Genomic DNA, 13,251 nt, shown 5'->3' with positions numbered 1-13,251 from the left:
TACCCTAGAAATTATTGGGTATCAGTGGGAATTCGGTACGCGTTTGTTCGCTTTTGTTTCCTGATAAATAGTGTTCCCCAACGCTTCGTTTCCTAATGATGCGCGCAGGGGATCCATAGGCTACAACGTGGCTTTCGATATCCTTTACCACCAAGGCCCCAGCACCCACCAAGGTATGGTCCATAATGGTGATGTTTTCGATAATTCTGGCCCCGACGGAAATCGCGGAAAATTCACCTAGGGTAAAGCCACCACCGGTGCAGACACCCGATGCTATGCTCGAATAGTTCTCCATGGTTCCATCGTGCCCCAATGAGGAATTAGTGTTTATAATACAAAAATCGCCCACTATGGAATTCGCATTGATTATGGCTCCGGGCATCACCGCCGTACCCATTCCAATATCCACATTCTTTCCGATAACGGCGCTGGGATGAACTGCAGATATAAAATTAAAGCTAGGTGCTATGCTCAAAATCTTTTTGACCAATAGGTTCCGAGTCCAGTTGTCCCCTACAGCAATAATCCCTCCATATAGATTATGGCGCTCCATAAGGAAAGGAAGATCATATTCGCGTCCCAAAATTTCGTATCCGTTCTGTTTTCTCCCTTCCTTTTTAAAAGAATCAACAAATCCGACCACATTGTATTTGCCTTCTCGTTCAAGGCAATCCAAAACAACGCTTCCATGGCCTGAGGCTCCAAATATGACAATATTTTGCATTTTATCGATGATTTTGTACACTTAATCGATATTTCAAATATAGGCAAAGATTACGAATACCTAGTGAAATCCCGTATTTTTTCCATGAAATGACCGTTATGAAAATGTAAACAGCGGAGCGATAACTTGCGCCATTTGAATAAAAAAGCAATATCTTAACAGCTCCCAGTAATGCGTATTATGAAGAGCTTACCCAACGAAATAGTATTAAGACCCAGATTTCAACTGGAATTGGAGAAACCTAAGGAAACCGTTTTAAGTGCGTTCGAAAAAACAGAGGGGCGAACTTTCATCGTAAAGCGCTTGGATGACCACATCTTCATAAAATTTAAGGCGGAAGAAGTGCATTTTTGGTCCCCCCAACTGCATTTGGAAATCAACGAGGAGGGGGAACAACGTTCCAAACTTTACGGACTGTTCGGGCCCAACCCTACGCTTTGGACCTTTTTTATGTTCCTACACTTTGGCGTGGGCACGCTGTTTATCATATTCGGTATTTGGGGGTACTCCAACTGGTCCCTTGACAAACCCTATGGCCTGCAATTGGGGGTCATGGTGTTCATGGTATTTATTTGGGTGGTGCTGTACGTGGCCGGACGGGAAGGAAAGCGGAAAGGAAGGCCTCAAATGGAACAATTGTACCGCTTTATGACAGAGGTGCTACCGGTATAGGACTTCCTATTTTTTTTGGTTATAACCAAAACGCCTCAACTGCCGGGGATCGCTACGCCAATTTTTGTTCACCTTCACATAGAGTTCCAGATGCACCTGCTTGTCAAAGAATTTTTCCAGGTCCTTTCGGGCCGCTACCCCGACCCGTTTTAGCGCACTTCCCTTATGTCCTATAATAATGCCTTTCTGCGAATCGCGCTCTACCATAATTACAGAACGCATGCGGATAATCTTCTCGTCCTCAAAAAACTCCTCGGTCTCTATTTCCACGGCATACGGAATCTCTTTCTTGTATTGCTGTAGTATTTTCTCCCGAATGGTCTCGTTTACAAAAAAACGTTCAGGTTTATCCGTCAGCTGGTCCTTGGGGTAAAAAGCGGGTGCTTCGGGCAGTAACTGCAGGATGCGATCAAAAACCTCCTTCACGTTAAAGTTCTCCAGGGCCGAAATGGGATGGATCTCTGCCCCTGGCAGTTGCTGCTGCCAATACTGCACCTGTTCTTCCAAAACTTCCTGTTCAGAAGTGTCTATTTTGTTCAGCAAGAGCAGCACGGGAATCTGGGTCTTTTTTATCTTGTCAAAAAATTGTTCGTCCTTCAGGGCCTTTTCGCCAATTTCCACCATGTAGAGCAACACATCGGCATCTTCAAAGGCCGATTTCACGAAGTCCATCATGGAGGTTTGCAATTCGTAGGCCGGTTTTATGATTCCGGGGGTATCGGAAAGAATGACCTGAAAATCATCGCCATTGACTATGCCCAAAATCCGATGCCGGGTGGTCTGCGCTTTCGAGGTAATGATAGATAGTTTCTCCCCTACGAAAGCGTTCATGAGGGTGGACTTTCCCACGTTGGGATTTCCTATAATGTTTACAAAGCCTGCTTTATGTTCTGCCATCCGTACGTTTTGAAAAATAGGTTTTCATCGCCTTGTTCACTTTGGGCGCCAAGTACAATACCGCGATCATATTAGGGATAACCATTAGGGCAAAGGACAGGTCGATTAAATTTACTACCAGATCCACCGAGGCGACCGCTGCAAAGGTAATACTTGCTATGTAGATATAGTTGTAAAAGCCTCCCGTTTTGGCATTGGTGATAAAGGACAGGCATTTGGTGCCATAATAGGAATAGGTGAATAGAGTAGAAAGGGCAAAAGCCGTTACAATAACCATAAGCAGTATATCGCCAAAACCAAAAAGGGATTTTTTAAAGGCGATTAAGGTCATGACAATGCCATTGGTCTCGGCCTCCAAATAGGCTCCGCTCAAAATAATGACCACGGCGGTCAGTGTACAGACCACTATAGTATCTATAAAAGGTCCTAACATGGCCACCAGACCTTCCTGAACGGGTTCCTTGGTCTTGGACTGCCCGTGGTACATAGGGGCATTACCTACTCCTGACTCGTTGGAAAATACCGCGCGGCGTATCCCTATAATGATGAGTCCCCACAAACCGCCCTGCGCAGCCGTCTTAAGGTTAAATGCCTCTGCGAATATCAATTTAAGGGAAGGTAATATTTCCCCAGCGTTCATGATCATAATGAAGATTACTGCCAAAAGATAAACAAGGACCATAAAGGGTACAATGGCCGTTGCCACCCGTGCAATTTTCTTAAGGCCGCCAAAAATCACAAAAGATGTGATGATGGATAGAACAATCCCTATCCCCAATTTCCAATTAAAATCCCCAAGGGCCAAAAGGTTTTGATCGGGTTGTATAACGCCCATTAGCGTTTGGGTAAATTGATTCGTTGTAAAAGCGGGCAGTACGCCGAACAATCCCGCCAGACAGAAAAAGACCGCCAGGGGTTTGGCTTTTTTTCCCATGCCCTGGGTAATATAGTACATTGGACCTCCTTGAAGCTTACCGGCACTATCCTGACCCCGGAACATAACGGCCAGACTGCAGGAATAGAATTTGATGCACATACCCACAAGGGCTGTAATCCAAATCCAGAACACAACGCCTGGACCACCCAAATAAATGGCGATGGCTACCCCGGAAATATTCCCCAGCCCCACTGTGGCCGCTACCGCCGAGGACAGCGCCTGTAAATGGCTAACTTCCCCGGGATCATCCGGGTCATCAAACTTTCCGGAGGTAATACCAATGGCATGTCTAAAATATCGATAGGGAAGCAGTTTGGAATAGCACACAAGGAACAGTCCGCCACCAATAATCAAAAATAGCATTACCCATTCGGTATAGGGCAGCACGGCCGACAAAAAATCGTTGATTGCTTCCATAAAACGTATCAGGCCCGAAGGTATGGAATTTAAAGAATAGGACGAAACCGAAAAATAAATCCGGCCCACATTTGGATAAAACAAAGAAACCGTTGTATCTTTGCTGTCCATATCGCGGGATAGAGCAGTATCCTTCGACGGCGCTCAGGACAGGGTACCTACTTGAACTGAGCAGATATAATAAAATAATGTACGCGTAAGAGCGATAAAACATACATCGCGGGATAGAGCAGTATCCTTCGACGGCGCTCAGGACAGGGTACCTACTTGAACTGAGCAGATATAATAAAATAATGTACGCGTAAGAGCGATAAAACATACATCGCGGGATAGAGCAGTAGGTAGCTCGTCGGGCTCATAACCCGAAGGTCACTGGTTCGAGTCCAGTTCCCGCTACAAAGAAAGCCATCAACGAAAGTTGGTGGTTTTTTTATTGGAAATTTTGAACGAACAACAAGATGGAAAACCTATCGTAAACAGGCCACAAGGGCGTCCAGCCTGCCCGCCGCAATGAAATGAAGGCGGGTTCCCGCTACAAAGAAAGCCATCAACGAAAGTTGGTGGCTTTTTTATTTCCAAGGCTGAAGCTTCTCCCCAAAGATCGATTCCTTGGCGGAGGGAAGCAATCTTGCTCCCAGAGCTACCACCAACAGGCACAATAAAATACCCCTAAAGCACTAAATGAACATTTGTTTTAACTATATTTCTTAACCCAAATATCATTTATCCTTAGAACAACAACACGATGAAACATTTGATTCAAAGCACCCAGATGGTGCGGATTTGAAATCCGTACCGTACGTCATATCTGGTCCAAAGCGGTATCTGGAGTTTTTGCGAGAGAATCGCCTTTACCGACCAATATCAGACCTGAGGGCTGCTTCAAAAATCTGGTGCATCATATGGAACAGTACATTGCCAATTGAATGCCACATTTCCACGTACGTCACCGTTGGCTCCGAAAGATCGAACTACAAACTTAATATCTTCATCTCCATCCGTGTCCACAATAGAAGATTGAACTGTAAGAATTGCAACATTGTTTATGGGTGTTGCAGTGGTAATTTTAGGTGTAAGGAAACGTGTCGCATTTGATGGACTAAAGTTAGTGTCTACATATTCAGAGATTAAAAACTCAATGATCCCATCAGTACCAGTTTTATGCCAACCCCCCACATGCAAAACACTTCGCTCCTGGAATATTAATTTATCATTTCCTACTCCATCATATTTAAGAAGAACCCTTGTACCGGTTGGTGTTGAATATACCCCTCTTCCCACTAAGATATAAGGTTGAATTTCCTCGAATCGTTCAATAGAACCAATTTTCGGTTCTATTATTTCTTTGAAATTTTGTTTGATTTTTTTATTTTTTGCTTCCATAACATAGTGATTTAAAATTTGAAAAATCTTCAGTCTTTGCTACGGAATGTAATCGGATTTGTCCTATGATACAATACCCGTTTATAGGGATTTTTACTACAAAACTTGATAGCTCGGATCATAATTATACATTCGTGCCATTGGAAATAATAACATTATGAAACATTTGATTCAAAGCACCCTACTGTGCGGCCTTGCGGTGAGCTTTGTGCTTTCCCATTCGGTATATGCCCAGGCCAAGGCCCCAACCAAAATCATATTCGATACCGACTTCGGAGGGGATGCCGACGATCTGGGCGCATTGGCCATGCTGAACCATTTTCAGAACAAAGGGGAAATGGAGCTCTTGGCCATTATGTGCTGGAACCTGGAAAAATACGCGGTAAGCGCCATAGATGCCGTAAATACCTATTACGGCAACCCAGATATCCCCATAGGGCTTCGCAAGGGGAAGCAGCACATAACGGATTGGAACCACGCTAAGCCCATAGCCGATAATTTGCCTCACAACGCTACTTTTGAAAATGTTCCCGAAGCTACCCAGCTCTATCGGAAACTATTGGGTGAAAGTGACGACAAGAGCCTGGTCATCGTGACCGTAGGGCCTCTGATGAACATCAAAAACTTGATCGATTCTAAACCTGACGCGTATTCCCCATTGAACGGCTTGGCATTGATCAATGCCAAGGTCAAGGAGTTTGTGATCATGGGAGGGAATTTTCCCAAGAGCGAGAACGAGTGGAATTTTGACGGTGATATGCCAGGGGTGACCAAGTATGTACTGGACCATCTTGAACTGCCCATTACCTTTTTGGGCGCCGAACTGGGCGCCAGTCTCAGAACAGGGGAAGTCTTTAATGCATTGCCCAAAGACTCCCCGCTTTACCTAGGTTTCTATCACTTTAGCAAATATGCCCCTTGGATGAAACACCAATTCAAGGGTAAAATCTATGACAATGCCACTTTTGATCAGACCGCAGTACTTTATGCCGTTCGCAACGGTGAGGGTCGCTATTGGCATCGGGTCGGGGACGGTTTTTGTGAAGCGGATGCCACCGGCGGAAACACCTGGAAACCAAAGAAAAATTCAAATCATTCCTATCTCGTGCTCGATACCCCCATAGTAGAAATGGAGCTGGAATTGGAGCAGTTTATGCTGGGTGATTTTTAAAACGGATTGGGAAGAAGAGAAATACAATAGCCTGCTATACCATTCCCGACACCTCCAAGAACCCTAAAAAAAGGCACTGAAACACCCTCCCCATTAAAATTGTAGCTCATTCGGCAACCCTGGTTCTTTTTGCACTGCTCTATCTTATGCGGATTGTGGGAATCAAAAACTACGAGAAAAAATTATCTCCCTTATTTGAAAAATTGCAAAGCATAGGCAGCGAAGACCTCAAAAGGCCGTAGGGAAAAGGAATATGGCGACCCATGTAATTAATCAAGACCGACCGGAATTTCCTTCTTTTTTCAAGACTGCCCATCCGTTTTATAGTATATATCGGGGAGCTGTCCGATTACCTTCCACTTATCGTGTTCCTTAATCAAGGAAACAAAAGAATTGAAAATCATTTTTGTGCTTTCCAATCTCAATTGCACCACGGAGACCGTATCATGGACATCCAGGGATACTATTTCCATATTCCTGGAAATCCCGCCAAAAACTTTATCGGCAACAAGCGCTATATATTTTTTCTTGTCCAATATCACAACGCCTTTTTTTTCAAAAAAACCGTACTGAACATTCCTAAAATCCCGGTGTAAAACCCTGTCCAGTTTTCCTAAATCGCTTTGGTCACCTCCTCTTATGAAGTCCGCAACCACTTTTATTATTTCTTTTCGCAACATATAACATATGATATAGCGCCCGCCTTACAAGTCTTAAAACGGGCGCTGTTGTGATTAACTGATTATTGTTTAATGAACGATTGGAATTGGGCCACAAATCCGCCGGCTTTAACGGTTCCTTTCCCCATTTCCTCGAATACCTCCTTCGGCAGGCTCGCTTTGAAACCAAATCCGTTGGCCAGGATATCATATATGGTTATCGCAGACACCAAACCAATAATATCTTCAACGATCTGATCGCTCCATCCACCTTTTTTGACCGCTTCAATATCTTCCTTTGTAATGTGGCTGGACGCTTTTACCAATTTGTTCACAAAGGCCAAAATGGGTTTCATGGAATCTTCCCCGATCCCAATTTCCTGAGATTCAAAGGCACGTAACACACCCCTGTGTATCCCCATGCAAAATTCCGCCCCATTGGCCTTGGATACCTCCAGCGCTATCCGTTCCCTTTCCTGCCAACTTAGCTCTGACTCCTGCTGGGTCAGATTATCCAGATACTCCATAATAGGCATGTATCTTCTATGGTCCCTGACCAACACTTCCAAAAAGTTATTCGTTTTCTCTGTTTGTTTTAAGTACGCCATGTATATTAATTTTAATCGTTTTATTCTATTTTCTCGATACAGATCACATAAAAAACCCAGTCTTCCGATGTAGCTGTCGGTGGATATCGATTCGGTCGATAATATCAAGACCATCGACAGCACGATTTCGTGACCGATTTATGGATTAAATCGAATTTTGGTGACAACGGAGGTGTAATCCTTGTTGAAGTCGCACCAGGTAGACTCCCGTTTAATTGAGCAAGAATCGGGTTTTATTATCTTGAAGCATCCCTGAAATTTGCACATAGATATACCCCTGATATGAAAACCCTAATACTATTTATAGCCGTTTGTACAATTGACCTTTCTCTTATGGCCCAAAGCCCCGAAGTGCAAAAACTCCAATTAATCAAAACTTCCGAGTATCTTGATGCACCGGGAGGCCTAAGTAGGTCCTTGGAACATTTGAAGGAAAGAGATTCCGTTGTTTTGATCACCTTCGCCAAAGAGAACGGGGCACTATTGGAACATGGCGCGGTTACCAAAAAAAAGTTGCTCGAAGAGCTTAAGGCAACGCACTTTATACACCGTTATTTTGTGGTGTTGATAGGCAAAAAGGCCATTTTTTATATAAAATAAAGATGATGACAGTACAGAAACAAATTGATTATAACAGGATAGCCAAGGCCATTGATTATCTCAAAGCGAATTTTAAAAAACAGCCCGGACTGGAGGAACTGGCCGAGATTGTACATTTAAGTCCTTTCCATTTTCAACGCTTGTTTACGGAGTGGGCCGGGGTAAGTCCGAAGAAATTCATACAATACACCAGCATTGAGTATGCCAAACAGCTGTTGAGGGAAAAACAGGCCACCCTGTTCGATGCGGCAATGAAAACAGGATTGTCTGGTACTAGCAGGCTCCATGACCTCTTTGTAAACATAGAGGGGATGACGCCGGGGGAATATAAAAATGGCGGAAAAAATCTTGCGATCAATTATAGTTATGCCGAAAGTCCGTTTGGAAATCTCATCGTGGCATCGACCTCCAAAGGCATTTGCCATATGGCGTTCACCACAGACCAAGAGGAAGCTTTTAACCATTTAAGGGCGCGGTTCCCAAATGCCCAATATGATCGTGTGGTGGACAAAATACAGCAGGATGCACTGTTTGTTTTTCAACATGGCCCGGATAAACTTAACCAAATAAAGCTTCACTTAAATGGTACCCCTTTTCAGATTAAAGTCTGGGAAACCCTTTTAAAGATTCCCATGGGGGAATTGAGAAGCTATGGAACTATCGCCAAATTGGTTGAAAACCCACAAGCTGCTAGAGCTATTGGATCGGCTATAGGCCAGAATCCCGTGGCTTACCTGATTCCTTGTCACCGCGTTATCAAATCAACCGGCGAAATAGGTGGTTATATGTGGGGGAGTACTCGAAAAACGGCAATAATCGGATGGGAGGCCGCTAAAGTAGCGGTTTAACGTCCTACACACAAAAAAGTAGAGGTTGGCAGACGTATGGGGAAACTTTTCAATAAACCGCCCCTTGACTAACCAGAACTCCAGGCATAGGGGATAAACAACGAAGATTTCAATACCCTTGTGGATTAAAATACAAATATTTAGTAAATGATTTGTAATTTAAGGCCATGGAGCGACCAAAATTTCACCTGTTGCTAATTCTGGTGCTGCTATTCTTTTCCTTTGTTCCCCTGGAAGATGGCCCAGGAACGCACAAGCTTATTCTTTTTGAAGGATCCGATTGGTGCATTAACTGCATCCGTTTGGAAAAAAATGTCCTATCCGAGGAAGCTTTTGTCAATTTTATGAAGCGTCGGGAGATTGAGATCGAGCGCATTGATTTTCCCCAACGCAAAAAGTTGGACCCCCTTACCCGGGATTACAATGCCAGCATGGCCGAGAAATACGGTTTTAAGGGAAAATTTCCAACCCTTCTCCTGGTCAAAAGTGAAACCGGGGAAGTTATCCGTATTAACTACAGCGATCAGGGTGTAAGTGAGTTTATCGCCGCCATTGAATCTAAAATTGCCCCTTAAGATGCAGTGTTACAGCCAAAAGTGTCGCTTAATGGGCTCTTCCTTTGAACTTGGAATCGTTGCAAGTAACGAGGCAGGGGCGACCCCCTTTTTGGAACAGGGCGTTGCCGAAATACAACGTATTGAACGCTTGCTGACCGAGTTTGATTCCCATTCCCAAACATCCCTTATCAATGTCCAAGCGGCCAAAGCACCAGTCTCAGTGGACAAGGAAGTCATGGATCTGCTCCAGCGAAGCCAAGCCATTTCAAAACTTACCAAAGGCTATTTTGACATTTCTGTAGGCCCGCTAAAAAAACTATATCAATTCAAGAACAAGGCATTCCGCTTTCCGGATAGAAAGCACATAACGGAAGCCCTAAAAAAGGTCGGCTATCAAAACATCGTATTGGATCCACAGGCACAGACCGTGTTTTTAAGACAGGCAGGAATGCACTTGAGTTTTGCGGCCATAGGTAAAGGTTATGCGGCAGATTGCGTTCGAAAAAAATGGATAGGAAACCAAGTGGCAGGTGGATATATCAATGCCAGCGGGGATTTAACCACCTTTGGTTGCGATGCCAGGGGCGAAGCATGGAAAATAGGAATAGCCAGTCCGGATGATAGAAACCACACCCTGCTTCAGGTGCCCTTAAAAAATGCTTCGGTGGCCACCTCCGGAGATTACGAACAGCACTTTCTGTACCAAGGGAAGCGGTATTCCCACAATATAGACCCCATGAGCGGAATGCCCATTACGGGCATTAAAAGCGTTTCGGTCTTTTCCCCCAGCGCAGAACTGTCCGACGCCCTGGCCACAGCCATATACGCCATGGGAGTAAAAAAAGGGCTTTCCTTTCTGAATCAGCTACCGCAGACCCATGGTATTATCATAAATGACCAAAACGAGATATATTTTTCAAATAAATTACACTATGAAGCAATTTCTTCGGCCCATAGGGGTGTTGCTGTTGTTTAGCGCAACTGTATCTTCATGTACAACACTAAAATCCTACGAGCGGCAATATGTGAGTGATCCGGAAATGTCAATGTCCGCTTCGAGTTGTATCAAATTCCAACAGTACGTCCACGCCATCCGTGAAGGGGCTTTGATCGCTTCGGGGGCAAAAGGCAACGGGGGTTGCGGTTGTAATTAACACCAAAGGACTATGAACAGGAAATGGATGCTTGCCGGGAGCCTTGCGTTTACATTGCTGCTGTCCAAGGCACAACAAAAGAAATCGGACGCATTCCAGGTAAACGAGACCGAAGTAGAGATGCTCTACAACCAATACCTGCAGACCGGTGACAATTCCGCAGTGACGGGGGGTACCGGTACGGAGCGATTAACGGTCTACGGTCCCTCGTTCAGCCTTAAAAAAACCTTTGGAAAAAATACCTTGGATTTTCAGCTCGGTGCAGATATCATTTCCTCAGCCTCCACAGATAACATTGATCAAATCCTTTCCTCGGCCTCACGGCTCGATGCCAGGTCCTACACCAACCTACACTATAGTCGCTTTTTTGAAAAGAGTAAGGTCTCTATCAGTATTGGACTCAGCGGCTCCATTGAATCGGACTATTTTTCGATTGGAAAATTTTTGTCGGTTTCCAAAACTACCAAGGACGATATGGAGACCTTTTCGGCCCAATTTCAGCTATTCAATGATGACCTAAGGTGGGGGCGTTTGCAAGATGGTTTCCTTTCGAGTCCCAAAGAATTGATCTATCCTTCGGAGCTGCGGTTTCGGGAATGGCACGATATTTATCACCGAGACTCCTACAACCTGAATTTGGGATATACCCGCATTGTGAACCGTAGAAACACTTTTGGTCTTTTCACCGCTTTGAGCCTGCAGGAGGGCTTGTTGGCCACTCCTTTTCACCGGGTCTTTTTTACCGATGGCACGGCCGCGGTGGAAAATTTTCCGCGCAAGCGGTACAAAGGCGCCCTGGCCTTAAAATGGAACAGTTTTGTGGGCGGAAATGTCGTGGTCAAAAATACGGTGAACGGCTATACGGACAGTTTTAGGGTTTCAGGATTTTCGGTAGACCACGAAACATCGCTTAAACTGGGCCCGCAATGGTCCTTATTGCCCAGTTTTCGGTTCTATGTCCAGAAAGGGGCCAAATATTTTGCCCGCTTTGCACAGCATTCGCCCGACGCCCTGTACTACACGTCAGATTTTGACCTGTCTCCCTTTCGTTCCTACAAATTTGGTCTGGGGTGGCGGCATTGGCCAGCGGTAAGAAAAAACAAGGGGTTAAACGCCTTTTCACTACGGTATTTTTATTACTCAAGGTCCGATGGCCTTCGTGCACATACCCTGTCTACCGCCTTTAATTTTAAAAGCAGGAAAGCAGGTCGCAAAAACCAAGTTAAAAACGGCAATGCACGCTAAAACAAGACGGTTTAATGGGCGGTGACAGGTTCGGAACCCACCTTTACAGCTCGCTTTCGTTGCAAAAAATTAATGCCCATTAACAGGGTGATCACCAAAAAAATGATGCCTCCGATAAAGAACACCGTGGTTGCAATAGTTTCGAACAGTATTCCGCCCAAAATAAGCCCCAGCATGCTCGCAAAACTGCCCATACTATTCCCGTAACCCTGAATCGCACCCTGCATTTGAGGGCTTCCTGTGCGTGCCAACAGGGCCAAAAAGCTAGGCCACATTAGACCGTTGCCAATAGACAACAGGGTGTTGGCCACATAGAGAAGCATAAGATCTTGTATGGAGAACAACAAAAAACTGCCGGCCAAAAAAAGGGAGCCGATAAGAATTAGAGACCTATTGGGTACCCGGTCCGAAAGCCGGGAGAGTATGGGGCCCTGTACAAGGATCATGATCAAACTGGAGTAGGCCAAAAAAAAGCCCAAATCGGTGGCCGACCAATCCAGTAAGGTATTGGCGTAAATGGGTAAACCCGCATAAAACAGGCTGAAGGCCAAAAACGTGAGGAAGTATACGGCATATAACAAGGGTATTCCGGGCTGTTTTAAGACTCTTGCCCATCCCTTTTTCTCCGGATTGGCCTCGATATCCCCATCCTGGTAGCAATCCTTGTGCTCTACCTGAAAAAAACGCCGAAAGGAGCTGGTCCTTAACCCTCCTGTGTCCACCACGCAAGGGTTGCTTTCCTTCAGGCGCGTACCTATTACCGCTATGGCCACCAAGGAGATCAGAGCGGCCAATATCAGCGGCAATACCTCACCCAACAAGGTAGAGGCCAGCAGGCCTGCCACGGCAGGGCCCAAAACAAAACCCAAACTGGTAGAGGCGCCCATTTTGCCAAAATTCCGGTTGCGATCCGCATCTGTTGAAATATCGGATAAATAGGCATTGGCCACGGAAACATTGCCCCCGGTAAAGCCGTCAAATATCCGTGCCAGGAAAATAACCAGCAAAGGCAGTGTCATCATGTAACTGCCCGTAAGTTCCGTATCCTGTGACCAGAGCTCGGTCTTGGGAAGTATAAAGGCCAATAGAAACAACATCCAGGCCACAAAGGTCCCGGCCTGACTAAGGATCAATACTTTTTTACGTCCAATACGATCGGAAAGGCTACCAAGTATAGGTGCACCTATGAATTGAAAAAAAGGGTACATAGCCCCCAATATGCCATAGATAAAGCCATTACCACCCATATCCGAAACAATAAAAATGAGGATCGGAATAACAATGCTATAACCCAATATCCCAATAAAGTTAACCAGAAGGATGGGAAATATTTTGGATGGAACAAGGTTGGGCAGTTTCATATAGGTCCTTCTAACATT

The 13,251-nt window shown here is 45.0% G+C and carries 15 protein-coding genes and 1 tRNA gene; 9 read left to right on the top strand and 7 right to left on the bottom strand.

All coding sequences use genetic code 11. The features are described 5' to 3' along the window. Nucleotides 1-4: 4 nt before the first annotated feature. Complete coding sequence (locus tag ACRD67_RS18020) at nt 5-724, bottom strand: acetyltransferase (RefSeq protein ID WP_430968619.1); 720 nt, start codon at nt 722-724, stop codon at nt 5-7. 180 nt (nt 725-904) lie between these two features. Between ACRD67_RS18020 and ACRD67_RS18015 the strand changes: the two genes are divergently transcribed. After that, nucleotides 905-1,396, top strand: coding sequence for a GTP-binding protein (locus tag ACRD67_RS18015; RefSeq protein ID WP_430968618.1), 492 nt, complete (start codon nt 905-907; stop codon nt 1,394-1,396). A 6-nt stretch (nt 1,397-1,402) separates the two neighbouring features. On the opposite strand, the gene era is transcribed toward ACRD67_RS18015, so the two are convergent. Then, complete coding sequence (gene era, locus ACRD67_RS18010; protein WP_430968617.1) at nt 1,403-2,293, bottom strand: GTPase Era; 891 nt, start codon at nt 2,291-2,293, stop codon at nt 1,403-1,405. Further along, nucleotides 2,280-3,647 carry an alanine/glycine:cation symporter family protein gene (locus ACRD67_RS18005; RefSeq protein ID WP_430968684.1) on the bottom strand — a complete coding sequence of 456 codons (1,368 nt, stop codon included), beginning with the start codon at nt 3,645-3,647 and terminating at the stop codon, nt 2,280-2,282. The genes era and ACRD67_RS18005 overlap by 14 nt, the downstream gene beginning before the upstream one ends. A 323-nt stretch (nt 3,648-3,970) precedes the next feature. On the opposite strand from ACRD67_RS18005, the gene ACRD67_RS18000 reads away from it, so the two are divergent. Then, a tRNA-Met gene (locus tag ACRD67_RS18000) sits at nt 3,971-4,043 on the top strand. A gap of 486 nt (nt 4,044-4,529) precedes the next feature. Here ACRD67_RS18000 and ACRD67_RS17995 read toward each other — a convergent pair. Next, nucleotides 4,530-5,030: a hypothetical protein gene (locus ACRD67_RS17995; protein ID WP_430968616.1), complete on the bottom strand. Its 501-nt coding sequence runs from the start codon at nt 5,028-5,030 to the stop codon at nt 4,530-4,532. A gap of 157 nt (nt 5,031-5,187) precedes the next feature. Between ACRD67_RS17995 and ACRD67_RS17990 the strand changes: the two genes are divergently transcribed. Next, nucleotides 5,188-6,201 carry a nucleoside hydrolase gene (locus ACRD67_RS17990; protein WP_430968615.1) on the top strand — a complete coding sequence of 338 codons (1,014 nt, stop codon included), beginning with the start codon at nt 5,188-5,190 and terminating at the stop codon, nt 6,199-6,201. A 302-nt stretch (nt 6,202-6,503) separates the two neighbouring features. Here ACRD67_RS17990 and ACRD67_RS17985 read toward each other — a convergent pair whose 3' ends face one another. Together ACRD67_RS17985 and ACRD67_RS17980 are read right to left on the bottom strand one after the other, a co-directional pair. Further along, on the bottom strand, nt 6,504-6,881 hold the full coding sequence (locus tag ACRD67_RS17985) for a nuclear transport factor 2 family protein (RefSeq protein ID WP_430968614.1): 378 nt from the start codon (nt 6,879-6,881) through the stop codon (nt 6,504-6,506). A gap of 62 nt (nt 6,882-6,943) precedes the next feature. Then, nucleotides 6,944-7,468 carry a carboxymuconolactone decarboxylase family protein gene (locus ACRD67_RS17980; RefSeq protein ID WP_430968613.1) on the bottom strand — a complete coding sequence of 175 codons (525 nt, stop codon included), beginning with the start codon at nt 7,466-7,468 and terminating at the stop codon, nt 6,944-6,946. 282 nt (nt 7,469-7,750) lie between these two features. Between ACRD67_RS17980 and ACRD67_RS17975 the strand changes: the two genes are divergently transcribed. The 6 genes from ACRD67_RS17975 (at nt 7,751) to ACRD67_RS17950 (ending at nt 11,872) form a co-directional block, all read left to right on the top strand. Beyond that, nucleotides 7,751-8,068, top strand: a complete 318-nt coding sequence (locus ACRD67_RS17975; protein ID WP_430968612.1) for a hypothetical protein — start codon at nt 7,751-7,753, stop codon at nt 8,066-8,068. A 5-nt stretch (nt 8,069-8,073) separates the two neighbouring features. Further along, nucleotides 8,074-8,916, top strand: a complete 843-nt coding sequence (locus tag ACRD67_RS17970; RefSeq protein ID WP_430968683.1) for a bifunctional helix-turn-helix domain-containing protein/methylated-DNA--[protein]-cysteine S-methyltransferase — start codon at nt 8,074-8,076, stop codon at nt 8,914-8,916. Nucleotides 8,917-9,083: 167 nt separating this feature from the next. Then, complete coding sequence (locus ACRD67_RS17965; RefSeq protein WP_430968611.1) at nt 9,084-9,491, top strand: hypothetical protein; 408 nt, start codon at nt 9,084-9,086, stop codon at nt 9,489-9,491. Between the two features lie 31 nt (nt 9,492-9,522). Further along, entirely contained in the window at nt 9,523-10,449 is a 927-nt protein-coding gene (locus tag ACRD67_RS17960; RefSeq protein WP_430968610.1) for an FAD:protein FMN transferase, read from the top strand. Then, on the top strand, nt 10,367-10,627 hold the full coding sequence (locus ACRD67_RS17955) for a DUF4266 domain-containing protein (protein WP_430968609.1): 261 nt from the start codon (nt 10,367-10,369) through the stop codon (nt 10,625-10,627). The genes ACRD67_RS17960 and ACRD67_RS17955 overlap by 83 nt, the downstream gene beginning before the upstream one ends. Nucleotides 10,628-10,639: 12 nt before the next feature. Beyond that, nucleotides 10,640-11,872 carry a DUF3570 domain-containing protein gene (locus tag ACRD67_RS17950; protein WP_430968608.1) on the top strand — a complete coding sequence of 411 codons (1,233 nt, stop codon included), beginning with the start codon at nt 10,640-10,642 and terminating at the stop codon, nt 11,870-11,872. Between the two features lie 11 nt (nt 11,873-11,883). Here ACRD67_RS17950 and ACRD67_RS17945 read toward each other — a convergent pair whose 3' ends face one another. After that, nucleotides 11,884-13,233: an MFS transporter gene (locus ACRD67_RS17945; protein ID WP_430968607.1), complete on the bottom strand. Its 1,350-nt coding sequence runs from the start codon at nt 13,231-13,233 to the stop codon at nt 11,884-11,886. Nucleotides 13,234-13,251 lie beyond the last annotated feature (18 nt).

It is taken from the genome of Eudoraea algarum, from assembly GCF_050589645.1.
In the GTDB taxonomy this organism is placed as follows: domain Bacteria; phylum Bacteroidota; class Bacteroidia; order Flavobacteriales; family Flavobacteriaceae; genus JBNGOQ01.
This window is presented reverse-complemented; position numbering and strand designations above follow the sequence as displayed.

Excerpts from the sequence above, each read along its gene's own strand:
- ACRD67_RS18020 (WP_430968619.1), bottom strand. The coding sequence starts at position 724 with ATGCAAAATATTGTCATATTTGGAGCCTCAGGCCATGGAAGCGTTGTT.
- ACRD67_RS18015 (WP_430968618.1), top strand. The coding sequence starts at position 905 with ATGAAGAGCTTACCCAACGAAATAGTATTAAGACCCAGATTTCAACTG.
- era (WP_430968617.1), bottom strand. The coding sequence starts at position 2,293 with ATGGCAGAACATAAAGCAGGCTTTGTAAACATTATAGGAAATCCCAAC.
- ACRD67_RS18005 (WP_430968684.1), bottom strand. The coding sequence starts at position 3,647 with ATGGAAGCAATCAACGATTTTTTGTCGGCCGTGCTGCCCTATACCGAA.
- ACRD67_RS17995 (WP_430968616.1), bottom strand. The coding sequence starts at position 5,030 with ATGGAAGCAAAAAATAAAAAAATCAAACAAAATTTCAAAGAAATAATA.
- ACRD67_RS17990 (WP_430968615.1), top strand. The coding sequence starts at position 5,188 with ATGAAACATTTGATTCAAAGCACCCTACTGTGCGGCCTTGCGGTGAGC.
- ACRD67_RS17985 (WP_430968614.1), bottom strand. The coding sequence starts at position 6,881 with ATGTTGCGAAAAGAAATAATAAAAGTGGTTGCGGACTTCATAAGAGGA.
- ACRD67_RS17980 (WP_430968613.1), bottom strand. The coding sequence starts at position 7,468 with ATGGCGTACTTAAAACAAACAGAGAAAACGAATAACTTTTTGGAAGTG.
- ACRD67_RS17975 (WP_430968612.1), top strand. The coding sequence starts at position 7,751 with ATGAAAACCCTAATACTATTTATAGCCGTTTGTACAATTGACCTTTCT.
- ACRD67_RS17970 (WP_430968683.1), top strand. The coding sequence starts at position 8,074 with ATGACAGTACAGAAACAAATTGATTATAACAGGATAGCCAAGGCCATT.
- ACRD67_RS17965 (WP_430968611.1), top strand. The coding sequence starts at position 9,084 with ATGGAGCGACCAAAATTTCACCTGTTGCTAATTCTGGTGCTGCTATTC.
- ACRD67_RS17960 (WP_430968610.1), top strand. The coding sequence starts at position 9,523 with ATGGGCTCTTCCTTTGAACTTGGAATCGTTGCAAGTAACGAGGCAGGG.
- ACRD67_RS17955 (WP_430968609.1), top strand. The coding sequence starts at position 10,367 with ATGACCAAAACGAGATATATTTTTCAAATAAATTACACTATGAAGCAA.
- ACRD67_RS17950 (WP_430968608.1), top strand. The coding sequence starts at position 10,640 with ATGAACAGGAAATGGATGCTTGCCGGGAGCCTTGCGTTTACATTGCTG.
- ACRD67_RS17945 (WP_430968607.1), bottom strand. The coding sequence starts at position 13,233 with ATGAAACTGCCCAACCTTGTTCCATCCAAAATATTTCCCATCCTTCTG.